Raw genomic sequence first — 14,013 nt, forward strand, 5'->3', positions numbered from 1 at the left:
AAGCCGGTCTGTTCTTCAATAAACGGTTCCAGAGCCGCTGTGAGGGCCTCTGTGGCATTGTCGAAATCTTCCATGATTTCGTTGCCAGCCTCTATGCCCTGGTTGATGTAAGTATCGGCCATCTTGCGGCCCAGCGCGTACATGGCGTCAAACGATTTGACCAGTGCGGCAAGCCTTTCCTGTGATTTTTTGTTGTTCTCAAGAACAAATTTGTTTTTGAATTTCTCTGCATGCTCATGGAAGGTATTTGCCACTTCCTGCGCGTCTTTGTAACCATCAGGGTTGTGCGTTGCGGAAACGTCAGACAGGTATTGCTGCACCTGCACGGTTTGCAGTTTCATATCTGCAGCCAGCATGGCCAGCGGCATGCTTTCATTGCTTGTTGTGTCGGCAAGGCTGTCGGCCTGGCTCAGATTGTGGCGCATGATCAAGGCGCTGAGCAGCATCAGAAAAAAAATGGAACCAAAACCCAACCAAAGCCGGGTTGCTACTTTGAACTGCATGTCGCGCCTCCCCCAAAAGCATCAGGTTGAATGGCCGCAACAAGTGCGGACAAAAGTATTACACAGATATAACAAGTTGAAATTTATATGTTAAACGTGGGAATAATTCTAGCATCTACTATGAACCACAGAGTATGTGATACCCCGAAAATCGGCTTGGTATGCAGATGCAGCCATTCCAAGCATTTTGGTTATAATCAGCCTAATGCGCCTTGCGGACTGTGTCCATACACTGCGGCAAAAAAATATTGCTTATTGATTTCAGGAACTGCGGGGCGCGCGTGCGCAATATTTGCTGCACTGACGCAAAAAAGCCGCCCGGTGATGGACGGCCTTTTGCAAAGAACAATTGCGCTCAGGAGCTTCAGCCCTGATTTTTCATGTCGCGGATAAGCCCTTGCAACACCTGCGCCTGCTGCGCAAGGCCATCAACGGCATGCGCGGCATTTTCCATTGTCTGAGCCGTTTCGGCAGAAATGGTTGCAACCTGCTCAACGGATTTGTTGATCTCCTCGCTGGCGGCAGACTGCTGCTCGCTTGCAGCGGCAATAGCCTGAACCTGATCATTCACCAGGTGAACAAGCTCAAGAATCTGTTTGAGCGAACCGCCGGAGCGGATGGAAAGTTTGGTCGCCTCTTCAATGGCGCTGGCGCTCTGTTCCACATTCACAATATTTTTTCGTGTCCCGGCCTGAATATCACCAATGGCCCGGCCCACCTCCTGAGTGGCAGACATGGTTTTTTCCGCCAGTTTGCGCACCTCATCAGCAACAACGGCAAAGCCGCGCCCGGCATCGCCCGCCCGGGCAGCTTCTATGGCGGCGTTAAGCGCAAGCAGGTTGGTCTGGTCGGCAATGTCGGCAATAACACTCATAACTTGCCCGATGCTTTCGGCCTGTTTGCCCAGCACGTCCATATCCTGCCGGATGGCAAGGGATTGCGTGTGCACCGACTCAATGCCCTTGACCGCATCGTTGACAATTTGCGCGCCTTCCAGAGCCTGTTGCCGGGTCTGGTCTGCAATGCCGGCGGCCTGCTGCGCGTTTTGGGCAACTTCGCGCACGGTGGCGTTCATTTGCTCCATTGCCGTGGCTGTTTCGCGCACGCGGCCAGACTGATCGTCAGCCCCGCTGCGGGATTGGTCTATCTTGACCGCAAGATCCTGCGAAGCGCTGGAGACAATTTCAACCACATGTTCCAGTTGGCTGGCTGCGTGGAGCATCCCTTCGCTTTTGGCGCTCTCTGCAAGAGATTGCGCTTTTTGGGCTTCCGCAAGGGCTTTTCTGGCTTCTTCGCGGTCATGCTCCGCTTCAGCCTGTGCGGTGGAAGAAGCCTTGCGGTAGTTTGCCAGATTGTCTGCCGTGCTGTTTAGCGCCAGAGCCAGAGTGCTCAGGCTGGCAAAACTTCCGGCAGCGAGGCGTTCATCTGACTGCTGGGTGCCAAGGGTAGAGGCAAAAGACACACACTGGCGCATGGCGCGCAGATCCCTGTTGGTCAGGAAATATCCTGCGCAATACACCAGACATATGGCAAAAATAAACTCAATCCACATCAGGGTGCGCCGCGATGCGATGTCATCATTCATTTCGGCCATGGCTGTTTCAGCAAGGGCGGTAATATTTGCGTCAAATTTTTCAAAATGTTCGCGAAATGCCACGGCATAGGGCGTGGCTTCCTTTTCATAGGTCTTGTAGGTGAGGTAGCGCTGGTCTGCGGGGATATCCTTTAAGGGAGCAACAAGGCTCTGGCCGTTGTTCATGAATGCAATGGCCGCCTCGTGAGCTTTATCCGTCAAGGCTTTGGAGTCTGCGGGCAGCTTGAGGGAGGAGAGCGTGGCAAAGTGCTTTTTAACGGCGGCAATGGCTGTGTCTATTTGCTTGAGGTCTTTGTCAATATTGCTGCCAAGCATGATATTTCTTGTTAACCGACTAAAATAATTTATATTTTTAGTTACTTCCAGGGCAATAATTCTGCCTGCGATGGCGGTATCGCGGGTGTGGGCATATTTGATTTCAATATTGTTAATTGCCTGTAACGAAAAACAAAATAGCCCGGCCATGGCAATGGCCCCAACAGAAATAGTAAGGATAAATTTTCCACGTAACGTATGCAGTATCTGGCTGATCAAAACAGTTCCTCCGCAGGCAATTTAATATCATGATGGACGATTTACAGCGCAATATTGCTAACAAGCCGCATCGGCAGAAACTGTTTGCTGTTTATCAAGCCGCGTCATGCGTTGGTATCAATAGTAGTGATGCTGCAATTTTATTTTCGGAATTTATGTTATAATGTTTATGTTTCATAAATATAAATATTTTTTTCACATGCTGTGGCTTATGCGAAAAACAAATGCCTAAAAATACTATATTCGATAATATTTGCTTAGAAATATTTTTATGACTTGCTGTAGTAATGTTGATGTTATTTTTTTGGACAGGGCGGTGTGCTATTATTACAATTGAGTTATCTAATTTATGAACTGACTACTGCTGTATTGGTGGTATTTATATGTCTTGATGGGCTAAAAATCGCTCACAAATTTTTTGTTCATATTTTTATAGTATTTTGAGGAGCAGATGCCGCTCAATAATCTTTTTGAACTCACTATTTTTTTGAAATGTATGATTCGGCATAAACATGAAAAAAAATTATCCGATAAGTGTAGACCCTTGGGACGGTCATAATTAATTGTCCATATATCATGTTTCAAGACATTCTCTATAGTTTTATCCAGCATAAATATATTACTTACAACACAATTTGTATTCTGAAAAACTATCTCCATTTCCTTATTATTGATCGTATGCACTGAATATATGATTTGTTACCAATGTTTTGACAGGAAACAAAAACGTACTGGAACAGATATTGCTAATGATTTCAGGCAGGAAAAAAAGTAAAATCTGGAAGTAAGTGAGATGGTCATGAACAGACACAGGCTTATGAATATTTTTCGGTTTGATACGATCAGGGGGCGTATCCGCGCTTATACAATTGCCATTGTCTGTATTCCAATTATCATTGCAGCTCTTTTTTTTATTTTCTTTCAGCAAGAACGCCTTATCCAGCATGAAAAAAAGCAACTTGCTGAAACTCTGGGCCAAAATAAAAATACAATTGAAGCTTATGTGGACGTGTGCTTTCAGGATGTTTCATTTTTGACAAAAATTATTAAAGCGCACAGATCAGATATGAAAAGTGCTGCAAAAGAATTTAGCGATTACGATGAAAGCCATACAGGCATTGCAGCAGCGGTATTTGTTAATGCACAGGGCATTTCAGAAATTGACTCTATGGGCAAACCTGGTTTGTACGGGGGGGACAGGTATTACTTTAAACAAGCAATGATGGGCCGCCGCGCAATTACTACAGGAATCAACGGGCGTGTTTCTGGCAAGCCCGTGTGCATGTTTTCAATGCCAGTGACTAATCAGGATGGGGAATTTGACGGAGTCGTATTTTTGTCCATTCTCGTGGGCGAGCTTGACGCATGGCTGCACGGATCTTTTGTGCCGGACAAGCAGGGGTTGATACTGTGCGATGCGCAGGGAAACATACTCGCACCCCACAGGGTGGTTGCAAGCAACGCAGACGATGCAGCAAAGCAAATTCCCTTGCAGCTTATGCAACTTGATGAACATGGTCAGGTATTCGTGAACGATCAGGGCGTGAGCATGCTCGGCGCTTCCGTTGCTGTTGGGAACGGCGGTTGGCGGCTGGTGTATTTTCGGTCAGTAGACGAAATTCTGACAGGGTACCGCTGGCTTACAATTTTTGTCGGCCTTGGATCGCTGTGCGCCATATTGTTCATGATGCCACTGATGCGGCGCTTTTGTCGCAGCATTGAAGCCCCGCTTGAGGAGCTTACGGCCTATGCGCTTGAGCTGCGTAAAAATAATTATGAGGCAACAGGGCAATTGTGTGACCAGAAAGATATGCCCAGCGAACTCAAAATTCTGTTTGATGCGTTTACCGTAATGAGTTTCAGGGTCGCCAGGCAGATTAAAAAGGCCGAGGCCGTGAGCCTGAAAGACGCGCTGACAGGCCTGCATAACCGTCGTTTTTTGCAGGTTATGGGTACGGAATTTCTTAAAAAAACGCATTCATCAGGCCAGCAGTGCGCCTGCCTGATGCTTGATATCGACCACTTTAAAACTATCAACGACACCTTTGGGCACAATGCGGGCGATATGGTGTTGCAGCACACTGCGCGGATAATCAATGCCAGCGTGCGTAGTGCGGACCTCCTAGTGCGCTATGGAGGCGAGGAGTTTGTGGTTCTTGTTGCCTGTACGGATGCCCGGCAAGGCGAAGAGCTTGCCCACCGCATACGGCATGCGGTGGCAGCGAACCCCTTGCTGCATGACGACAACTCGCTTTCGGTAACAATAAGCATTGGGGTGGCGGTATGCGCAGATATGGCAGACATGGTGGAATCGCCAGAATCCGCCGAGGCGGCGTTGGCCGTCATGCTGATCCGGGCAGATAAAGCCCTGTATGCAGCCAAGGAAGCGGGGCGTGATGCCGTGGTAGTTGCAGCCTGAAGCGGCGACCGCATCATGCCATGTTACACCTAAATCAGTAACAGCCCGCAAAAGCGGTTATCTGTTAGCCTTGAGCGATAGAAGGTGGCAGGGAGCCTTTGTGCAGAATTGTGCGCACGGCCTGCCACCTTTCTTTTCTTGTCGTACGCGTTCGATTGGCTACAGACTGAAACTCATGCTGTTATGGATCACGTATGTCATTCTGAGATTGAAATGTTGTTATCAATAATTTCTGCTTATCTGCTTTAGTCATACTGTCAAAACATCTAATGTATGTTCGTAATGCCCAAGATAAAGAAATTGTTGTTACTATACTAATTCGGCTGTCTTGTTGCATCCGTGTTCTCTCGTGCCATTGCCTCAACGTATTCTCTTAATGCCACGGCATTATTCATTTCTGTAGCTTTGGCGGCGTAGAGCAGTATCACTATCGGATTCTGGCGAAGGATGGTTTGCAGTTGCGCAACAGCAGCCGGGGCGGCATCAAGCTCGGCGAAATAGCGCTCCTTGAATTCTGGCCATTTGGTTTCATCGTGTGCGAACCACTTTCGCAGGTTGTTTGATGGGGCGATATCTTTTAGCCACACATCCCACAGGGCGGCGCTTTTGGAAATCCCGCGGGGCCACAGCCTGTCCACAAGAACCCGTATTCCTGCTGGCTCGGCATCGTGTGCGTATACGCGGCGCAAAATAATGTTCATGGCAGTTAACCCTGTTTGGGGCGAGGCATACTGGGGGCACTTCTGCGGCCAGTAGGGCACGGGATCAGCCTTTATAGCCGATGCGCCGCAGCAAAGGCTGGGCAGTCTGTGCGCGAGAGCCTACAGGCCGGGGCAGCTTTTCTAAAATTGCGCAGCGTGATGGACAATGCAAGTCAAAATAGCCGAGTGACTTACCCGGCAGATTTCTTCGCCCGCAATCAGATGGATGGAAAGAGGTTTAAGCACGGCGGCCCGCATTGGGAGATATGGTAGGGAGATTATAGCGGCGTGCTGCGGATTTGCGCCGTGTAGCGCCCGCTTAAAGGAAAAATCCTGGAATGATTATATAAGTTGACAGGCTCGGCAGTTCCGCGTAGATACACCTTTCGCGTCGGGATGTAGCGCAGCCTGGGAGCGCACTTGAATGGGGTTCAAGGGGTCGAAGGTTCAAATCCTTTCATCCCGACCAGAGATTTAAAGGGAATTCATGGAAACATGGATTCCCTTTTCTCGTTTTTAACGGCTGTTTTTCCGCTTTCAATCGACAAAAAACCAGATTTCCCTGTCTGCAAGTTCAAAAAATCTGTTTTTTTACCTCACCACGCATAATTTGTGCCAAAAACAGTTGCCTGACTGTTGTCGTCAAGAAAAAAAAGGAATATGCAGAAAGCAAACCTGTTTTTTCGGCAAAACCAAGGAGGGTCATCATGTTTAAGCGTCTTATGCTTGCATTGGTTCTGTCCCTTGCACTCGCGGCTCCTGCGGCTGCGGAAAACACCGGCGTTTATGGCGGTCTAAAATTTATTGATTCCATTCAAAGCACTGGCCCGTTCTCTTTGAGCGGGGATGTGAAGGGGCTTGGCGTAGGTCAGTATTCGCAAAACACCGTTGGGGGCGGCATTTTTGTGGGGTACGACTTTTACCCGCAGTTTCAGGTGCCCATGCGCACAGAACTGGAATACGCGATACGAAGCAATATGACCAAAACCTGGGATCAGAAGGTAAATGGCGGAACGGCCTCGTTTAAGGGCGAGTGGGGCGTGCAGACGCTGTTTGCCAACGCATATTGGGACTTCCACAACTCCACGGCCTTTACTCCTTACCTCGGCGGTGGCCTTGGCATGGGATTCATCAAGACCAAGTACACTGCAGACGTTGACGGCGATGGGGATTCCGGCAGCCTGACGCAGTATGATACCGTTTTTGCATGGAATCTGGGCGCGGGCTGTTCCTATGCCTTTACGGAAAACATCTCGGCAGATCTGGCCTACCGCTTTGTGGGGCTGGGCTATACCGACATCAGCAAGCGCGTTGACGACAACAAGGTTTCCATCGGCAATACTCCGTATGCCAATGAATTCAGCCTTGGCCTGCGCTTTACGTTCTAGGCATAGGAAACGACAAACTGTCAGCTAGATCAGTGGGCCGGGGATTTCTCCGGCCCTTTTTTTGTGTGTTATTGCCGCAATAACCGCGCTTGGCTACGGTTGACCATATCGATAGATAAATAATATAAAGTATCTTGTCGCCACCCTGTCACTGGAGATGTTATGGACCTGAAAAAAGGACAAGACATAATTGATGGCTTTGACGCGCTGTTACAGTCTACAGATCCAGCCCTCGCGCATGTGCGGGTGGCGGCAGACGCATGGACGCTTACGGAAATTGTCGGCCATCTTGTAGATTCTGCTGCCAACAACCATCAACGGTTTGCTCGCTTGATATCGGGCAATCTTGAGCAGTTTCCCCCGTATGAAGCGGAAACTTTTGTAGCGGTTCAGCAGTATGACGGCTGTGATTTTGCAGAAATGGCAAAGTTCTGGCGGCAGTATAACTGGATGCTCATGCACATAATGCGGGCAATACCAGCCACAGCTCTTGAGAATATGTGGCAGCGCCCGGATGGGGCAAAGTCGCTACGGACTCTTGTTGAAGGCTATTTTGAGCATATACAGATGCACACAGACCAGTATCGCGAGCGCATGCAGCAAATACAGGATCTAGCGCACATCTGACGCCTTATCTTCAATATTGAAATGGCAAAAAAATACAAACGAGAAAAGGGAATTCATGTTTCCATGAATTCCCTTTAAATCTCTGGTCGGGATGAAAGGATTTGAACCTTCGACCCCTTGAACCCCATTCAAGTGCGCTCCCAGGCTGCGCTACATCCCGACGCGAAAAGAGTAACTACGCGGAACAGCCCTGCCTGTCAACATTTTTGCAACATTATTTTGCGTTTTTTAAGACTAATCCCACAAGCGGCGGAAGATACAGGGTGATATCCCCCTCATACCGACCCGGCAGGGGAGCAGTAAAATGCTCTGTTGGCGGGCTTTTTACTGCCAGATTGCCATGCCCGGCAAAGCGGATTTCGTCAGACGAAAGCAGCTCCGCATACTTGCCGGGGCTTACAGCAAAGCGCAGGCCTTTTTGCGCCACAAGCTCGTGAAAGTTGAAGGCAAAGAGCAGTTGCCCTCGCTCAAAGGCCAGCAGGCGTTTTTCTTCATGTATAAAGCGGAACATGGGCGGCTGGGCAAAGTCCTCAAGGTGGCTTTGCACAAGGGCGAGCATCTGCCTGTCCCATGAGGCCAGGGAGTGATATTTCAGCCCCGGGTCGTCCGCCAGCCGCCATTGACGGTGCGCTTTTTTTTCCGCATCCAGCCATTCGGGATGCCCGAATTCGCAACCCATAAAGTTCAGATAGCCCGCATCTGCCGTTGCCAGCGTTATAAGCCGCATGAGCCGATAAAAGGCCAGCCCGCGCGATATGTTCCAGCTCTCGGCCTTGTTGCCCATATGGCCGTACATGGCATCGCCCAGCAACCGCCAGATCATGGCATCGCTGCCGTTGATGTGCTGGTCGTGGCATTCCACATAGCTGATTGTGCGGTCGTAGGGCCGATGGTTGGTCATTTCATACCACAGGCTGCCCATGTCGCGCGGCTCTTCAATGCACTTGGCCCAGTAATCGGGAATACCCATTGCAAAGCGGTAATCAAAGCCAAGGCCGCCTTGCTCTGGCGGGCAGGTCAGCCCCGGCATGCCGGAAAATTCTTCGGCAATGGTCATGGCTGATGGGGCAAGCTCATGCGTGAGGGCATTGGCAAGGTTGAGATACAGCTCCCCGTTCACATCTGCGCGGGGCAGGCCGTTTTTGCCGTAAAAGCAGCGCCCCACATGAGAAAAGTCGTCATCCTCGCCAAAATCCGCATAGAGCATGTTGCCCACGGCATCAAAGCGGAAGCCGTCCACGTGGAATTCTTCCAGCCAGTAGCGGCAATTGGAGAGCAGAAAACGCCGCGTTGCCTCCTGACTGAAGTCAAAAGATGGCGTTCCCCACTGGTTTTGCTGCTCGGTAAAAAAATACCTGCTGCCATCGTACTGCGCCAGCCCTTGCTCCGTGTTGGCGCTGGCGTGGCCGTGGGGCACATCAAGTATCACCGCCAGCCCCAGGCCGTGCGCGGTGTCCACAAGCTCCTTAAAGCCGTCCGGGGTGCCGTAGCGAGAGGACGGCGCAAAATAGCTGCCCACCTGATAGCCAAAGGATTTGTACAGCGGGTGCTCCAGTATGCCCATGAGCTGCACCGCCGTGTAGCCGCAAGCCTTGATGTGGGGCAGGATGTCGCGGCAAAAATCCGCATAGCTGCCCACGCTGTCGCCCTTGTGCGCCTGCGCTGATTGCGCCATGCCCACATGAGCCTCGTAAATACGTGGAAAGGCCTGCCGGGCAGGGCGGTGATGCTTGACGCGGTAGGGTTCATCCGGCAGCCACAGGCGGGCGCACCATTGCTCCGGCACAGCCGCGTTCTGTTCCACCCAGTTGGCAAAGGCTGGCACGCGCTTGAGGGCCTTGCCGGGGTGCTGCGCGTCCTGCGCATGCGCGGGAACCAGCCGCAACTCCACGTAGGTGCCGTGTTGCAGGGCATCGCCGGGCAGTTCCAGTTCAAAAATGCCGTCTGCACAGCGCTCAAAGCGATATTTGGCGTGGCGCTGAAAGTTCAGTTTGTCGGTGGTGAGCCACAGGCTTTCGGCATTGGGCATGTATTCGCGCCAGCGCCAGATGTTGCCTGCGGGCGTTGTGAGGCGGTGAGCGCCAAAGGTGAGATGCTGACCAGCGTAGGCGCTCAGCGAACCGTAGAGGGTGCGTATGCGCTCAATTTCAGCCATACAGGCTTGGGTGCGGCGTTGAATGAAGGGGCGGTACTGCTCCAGGGCAGGGTCATCCAAAGGACTGCCGGGAGAAGCGGAAGGCATGGCGGATCTCCTGTTTATGGTTGCCCGAAAGTGGCGGGCGCAGGCTCGTCATGCATTGCCCGTCCGGCCCGGAAGCCGGACGGGCACAAGGGCCATTGCTGGCCCAGAAGCGTCAGTTATTTGCAGCAGGCGCGCCAATCCTTGGCCGAAAGTTCGGCAAGGCATTCCACCAGAGCCTGAGTGCCCTTGCTGCCCTGGCCCTTGGCCTGCAGGATGCGGTAAAGCTGGTCAGCCAGGGTGATGCCGGGCAGCACAAGCTTCATGCGGCGGCATTCGTCAAGGCAGAGGCCCAGATCCTTGATGAAGTGGTCGATGAAGAAGCCGGGGGCAAAGTCGCCCTTGAGCATGCGGCGGCCAAGGGTGTTCATGGCAAAGCTGCCGCCGGAACCGGCAACCACAAGTTCCATCCACTTGGCAACGTCAAGGCCTGCTTCCTGCGCAAAGAGGAAGGATTCGCAGGTGCTGATCATCACGCCAGCAATGGCGGCCTGATTGGCAAGCTTGCCCTTCTGGCCAAAGCCAGCGCCGCCGCAGTGCAGAATGTTGGTGCCCATCTTGTTGAAGCAGGGCAGTACGCGCTCGTAAGCCGCGTTGTCGCCGCCCACAAAGATGGAGAGCTTGGCATCGCGCGCGCCCACATCGCCGCCGGTAACAGGGGCGTCCAGTGATTCGCAGCCCTGCTTTTTGGCGGCAGCGGCAATGCGCTCGGCCAGCACGGGGCTGGAGGTGCTCATGTCGCACACAATGCCGCCAGCGGCCAGGCCGCGCAGCACGCCGTTTTCGCCCAGCGTCACTTCTTCCACATCATGGGGGTAGCCCACAATGGTAAAGACCACGTCAGAGGCTTCGGCGACGGCGCGGGGGGTATCGGCCCACTTGGCGCCCTTGGCGAGCAGGGGTTCGGTTTTGGCCTTGGTGCGGTTATATACGGTCAGCGGCCAGCCGGCTGCCTGAAGGTGTCCAGCCATCGAAAGGCCCATAACACCCGTGCCAATCCAGCCAATACGCATTTTGTCAGCCATTGATTCTCTCCTTTTGTCTACTGAAAACGGCGTTCAAGAATTGCTTTCTGCATGGCCTCGCGCGAAACGGTTTTGTTTTTGCGCACCGCGTCCACGTGGAGCCGATACAGTTCAAGGTTTCGATGCATGTTCTCATTGAAGGGGTCATTGCCGCTGAAATCTTTTGCAAGGGATGCATCTGCGGCGGCAAGAACTTCGGGAGCAAGCAACGCGCTTTCTTCTACCTTGCTGCGGTAGAAGGTGAGGGACTTTTCAATGCTCGTATCAAGCATCACAAGGCCCCGGTTGGCAGTATCCAATATCTGCTTGAGCTTTTCAAGGGCCGCACCCTTGGCAGAAGCTTTTTCACGCTCCATACTTTCAATTTGCGTTTTCAAACTGTTACGTCTGCTGGAGTAATTTCTTATGGTTTCGATCATATATACGCCAGTACGCAGCAGCGATTGCGCTTCAAGCTGCTTCTGACGTTCCAGCATGATATTGTTTTCCTTGATGGTATTGCGCAGATCCTGAAGATTCTTGCGGGATGCCTCATCCGGCGCGGCCGCCAGCAGACGGTCGAGCTCATCAAGAGGATTACGGGCGGTCTGGCCGTCCTGCGCCAGCGGGGCCAGTTTTTCGCCAGCCTTGTTCCATTCTGCGGTCAGTTCCTGCGGACGCCCGCCGCCGGGAGTGTTGATACCCGATATCACAGGGCGAAAGCCCAGATCGCGGGCGTGTGCGGGGCCGTCTGTGAGAAAAAATGGCATTTCTTCCCTGCGGCCAGGCAGAATCTCCGCATCGCCAGAGAGGAAGGAGCCGCCCTTGCGCACAAAGCCGCCAGCAGAGCCGTGCAAACGGCCAGCCATTGAAAAGCGAAAGGCATCCAGCACCATTTCCGCCGCATTGCCAGCGGTGTCGTAAATGCCAAGCGGATTGGGCTTGCGCGAACCTATGTTTGCCATGCCCTCGGCCCTTGCGCCTTGCTCCGGCCTGTAAACGGCGTAGTCGGCCTTGCTCTCCCCGGTGGGCAGGGCAAAAAAATCCTCCTGCAACAGCAGCTGGCTGCCAGCAGTCTGCCCGCCGCGCGCGGCGTATTCCCATTCCGTTTCAGTGGGCAGGCGCACAAAGCCTACGTTGCGCTGGTCGCCAGCAAAGCGCGGCAGCGAATCGGGCGCGTTCTGCAAAAGCCATGTGGTGTAACGGCGGGTAAAGTCCACGGCATCGTACCAGCTCATATCTGTAGCGGGGCGGGCCGCTTCCGCGCCAGGGTTTGCAGTATCCGGGCAGGCATTGTCCATCACGGCATGCCATTGCAGGTTGCTGACTTCGTACTTAGCCACAAGATAAAAGTAGTTCTGCCCCTGCGGAGCCTGTTTGCGCCAGGCTGCGGGCAGGTCTTCAAGCGTAAAAGCCCCGGAAAGCGCGGTATTGTAGCGCCGGTCGTAGAAGGCTCGATCCTGATGGGCACTGTCGTCCACACCGGGGCGCATGGGCATATCCCACAGCAAGCCTTTGGCGGGCACTGCCACCAGCTTGAAAACCATGCTCAGGCCGCAGGGCATGGGCAGGATGATGTCGTTATCCGCCGGTTTGGGATTATAGGCGTCAGCCGTACTCACATCGGCCTTGCGGGCCAGGGCCGCCAGCACGGATTGCGAGGCGCAGGGGGCAAGAAGCAGGGCGCAGCACACAGCGGCGGCAAAACCCCACTGCAAGGGCGCGAGATTGCGGATGCGCAGATCAGATTTCACGGATAACCTCCGAGGGTTCAACGCGGGCAGCCCGCAAAGCAGGGGCAAGGGCGGCCAGCAGGGCAAGCCCCGAAACTGCGGCAAAGGCCAGCGCAAAATGCTCTGGCAGCAGGAGGCATACCTGCTCCATGCCGATAACGCTGGCGCTGAAAAGTCTGTTGATGGCAAAGGCCGCCACCCCGTACACGCCGGAGGCCAGCGCCGTGCCCGCAAGGGCTGTGAGCAACGATTGCGCCAGCGGAAACAGCATAAGCTTGCCCGTGGTGAAGCCGTGGAGCCGCAGCAGGCCGAGGATGCGCTCCTTGCGTTTGATGCCAGCCAGTACGTTGCTGGCGGTGGACGCCAGAAAACCAATGCCTGTTGCTGCGCAGATGAGGGCAAATATCAGGTTGAGGGCGCGCGCAAGCGCCGTAACCTGCTCGATTTCTTCCGCATGGGTGTACACATCAAGTTTTTGGGCGGCAAAGGCCTCCCGCAGTGGCATCACATGGTCAAGGCCGCGGGCGTACAGGCGGAATCCTGGATAGATACGCTCGCCCTGAGGGCGTGGCTCACCTGTCCAGCCATTCTGCGCGCCCAGCTCCGGCACGGCGCGACCATCGCGGTAGTCTTCCGTAGCTTCCATGAGAGGCAGCGGCACGTAGGCCACATCCTTTTGCTGGGCGGCAAGGGGCAGCACTGCCGCCACGCGCAGGGCCACGCGGGCAGTCTGCACCTTGCCCTGAAAGCGCCGTTCAACCTTTCCATTGAGGGTGTCGCCCTGTTTAAGGTGCAGCTTTTCCGCTGCTGAGGACGACAGGGTTACGCCAATGGCTTCTGTGTCGGGCGATTGCGGCATGGTCGGCACCGCAGCGTCAAAGCGCAGCAACAGGGGGTCGCCCTCGGCTGTTGGCTCCAGCGAGGCCACCAGCACAGAGCGGGCATCGCCATTGCCCGCGCTCAGATCCATGGTGGCGGCAATGGAGCGCGTACGCGGCAGCACAAAGGCCACATCCGGGTGGGCTGCCAGTTTGGCAAGATATTCGGGCGTGTATCTGCCGCTTATGACGGGTGAAATTTCAAGATTGCGGGGATCGTTGCGCAACCGTTCGGTGAGGGTTTGCACCACGCCGAATTTTACGCCGTAGAGCACCAGCAGGGGAGTGAGCACAGCAGCCAGCCCTAGCACGGCGCAGGCCGAGAGCAGAAATTCGTGCCAGTAGTCCTTGCAGGCCAGCCGCAGCATGGTTGTCCAGGTATTCGCCGCCATG

General features: G+C 53.6%; 8 protein-coding genes, 2 tRNA genes and 2 pseudogenes. 4 read left to right on the forward strand and 8 right to left on the reverse strand.

All coding sequences use genetic code 11. From position 1 onward, the window contains the following. Positions 1–503, reverse strand: a pseudogene (locus RDK48_RS08730) (MCP four helix bundle domain-containing protein); the annotation flags it as partial. A gap of 364 nt (positions 504–867) precedes the next feature. Further along, a pseudogene (locus RDK48_RS14955) lies at positions 868–1,644 on the reverse strand (methyl-accepting chemotaxis protein); the annotation flags it as partial. Between the two features lie 1,804 nt (positions 1,645–3,448). On the opposite strand from RDK48_RS14955, the gene RDK48_RS08740 reads away from it, so the two are divergent. After that, positions 3,449–5,050 carry a diguanylate cyclase gene (locus RDK48_RS08740; protein ID WP_374042259.1) on the forward strand — a complete coding sequence of 534 codons (1,602 nt, stop codon included), beginning with the start codon at positions 3,449–3,451 and terminating at the stop codon, positions 5,048–5,050. A gap of 314 nt (positions 5,051–5,364) precedes the next feature. Here RDK48_RS08740 and RDK48_RS08745 read toward each other — a convergent pair whose 3' ends face one another. Next, the gene (locus RDK48_RS08745) at positions 5,365–5,751 is read right to left on the reverse strand and encodes a DUF488 domain-containing protein (protein WP_298993788.1); all 387 of its coding nucleotides are present in this window, start codon (positions 5,749–5,751) and stop codon (positions 5,365–5,367) included. A 392-nt stretch (positions 5,752–6,143) separates the two neighbouring features. On the opposite strand from RDK48_RS08745, the gene RDK48_RS08750 reads away from it, so the two are divergent. The 3 genes from RDK48_RS08750 to RDK48_RS08760 all read left to right on the forward strand — a co-directional run bounded on the left by RDK48_RS08750 (position 6,144) and on the right by RDK48_RS08760 (position 7,766). Then, positions 6,144–6,220, forward strand: a tRNA-Pro gene (locus tag RDK48_RS08750). 238 nt (positions 6,221–6,458) lie between these two features. Continuing rightward, on the forward strand, positions 6,459–7,139 hold the full coding sequence (locus RDK48_RS08755; RefSeq protein WP_298993786.1) for an outer membrane protein: 681 nt from the start codon (positions 6,459–6,461) through the stop codon (positions 7,137–7,139). Positions 7,140–7,301: 162 nt separating this feature from the next. Then, positions 7,302–7,766 (forward strand): DinB family protein, encoded by a 465-nt coding sequence (locus tag RDK48_RS08760; RefSeq protein ID WP_298993784.1) that lies wholly within the window; start codon positions 7,302–7,304, stop codon positions 7,764–7,766. Between the two features lie 83 nt (positions 7,767–7,849). Here RDK48_RS08760 and RDK48_RS08765 read toward each other — a convergent pair. The 5 genes from RDK48_RS08765 to RDK48_RS08785 form a co-directional block, all read right to left on the reverse strand. Next, positions 7,850–7,926 (reverse strand) — tRNA-Pro (locus tag RDK48_RS08765). A 54-nt stretch (positions 7,927–7,980) separates the two neighbouring features. Beyond that, positions 7,981–10,008, reverse strand: coding sequence for an alpha-amylase family glycosyl hydrolase (locus RDK48_RS08770; RefSeq protein ID WP_298993781.1), 2,028 nt, complete (start codon positions 10,006–10,008; stop codon positions 7,981–7,983). 116 nt (positions 10,009–10,124) lie between these two features. Next, positions 10,125–11,030 carry an NAD(P)-dependent oxidoreductase gene (locus tag RDK48_RS08775; RefSeq protein WP_209817353.1) on the reverse strand — a complete coding sequence of 302 codons (906 nt, stop codon included), beginning with the start codon at positions 11,028–11,030 and terminating at the stop codon, positions 10,125–10,127. Positions 11,031–11,047: 17 nt separating this feature from the next. After that, a complete protein-coding gene (locus RDK48_RS08780) occupies positions 11,048–12,763 on the reverse strand; it encodes an SUMF1/EgtB/PvdO family nonheme iron enzyme (protein ID WP_022660154.1) in 1,716 nt (571 codons plus the stop codon). Beyond that, positions 12,753–14,012 (reverse strand): FtsX-like permease family protein, encoded by a 1,260-nt coding sequence (locus RDK48_RS08785; protein WP_298993775.1) that lies wholly within the window; start codon positions 14,010–14,012, stop codon positions 12,753–12,755. The genes RDK48_RS08780 and RDK48_RS08785 overlap by 11 nt, the downstream gene beginning before the upstream one ends. Between the last annotated feature and the right edge of the window lies 1 nt (position 14,013).

It is taken from the genome of uncultured Desulfovibrio sp., from assembly GCF_902477725.1.
Lineage (GTDB): Bacteria > Desulfobacterota > Desulfovibrionia > Desulfovibrionales > Desulfovibrionaceae > Desulfovibrio.

Excerpts from the sequence above, each read along its gene's own strand:
- RDK48_RS08760 (WP_298993784.1), top strand. The coding sequence starts at position 7,302 with ATGGACCTGAAAAAAGGACAAGACATAATTGATGGCTTTGACGCGCTG.
- RDK48_RS08740 (WP_374042259.1), top strand. The coding sequence starts at position 3,449 with ATGAATATTTTTCGGTTTGATACGATCAGGGGGCGTATCCGCGCTTAT.
- RDK48_RS08770 (WP_298993781.1), bottom strand. The coding sequence starts at position 10,008 with ATGCCTTCCGCTTCTCCCGGCAGTCCTTTGGATGACCCTGCCCTGGAG.
- RDK48_RS08755 (WP_298993786.1), top strand. The coding sequence starts at position 6,459 with ATGTTTAAGCGTCTTATGCTTGCATTGGTTCTGTCCCTTGCACTCGCG.
- RDK48_RS08775 (WP_209817353.1), bottom strand. The coding sequence starts at position 11,030 with ATGGCTGACAAAATGCGTATTGGCTGGATTGGCACGGGTGTTATGGGC.
- RDK48_RS08785 (WP_298993775.1), bottom strand. The coding sequence starts at position 14,012 with ATGGCGGCGAATACCTGGACAACCATGCTGCGGCTGGCCTGCAAGGAC.
- RDK48_RS08745 (WP_298993788.1), bottom strand. The coding sequence starts at position 5,751 with ATGAACATTATTTTGCGCCGCGTATACGCACACGATGCCGAGCCAGCA.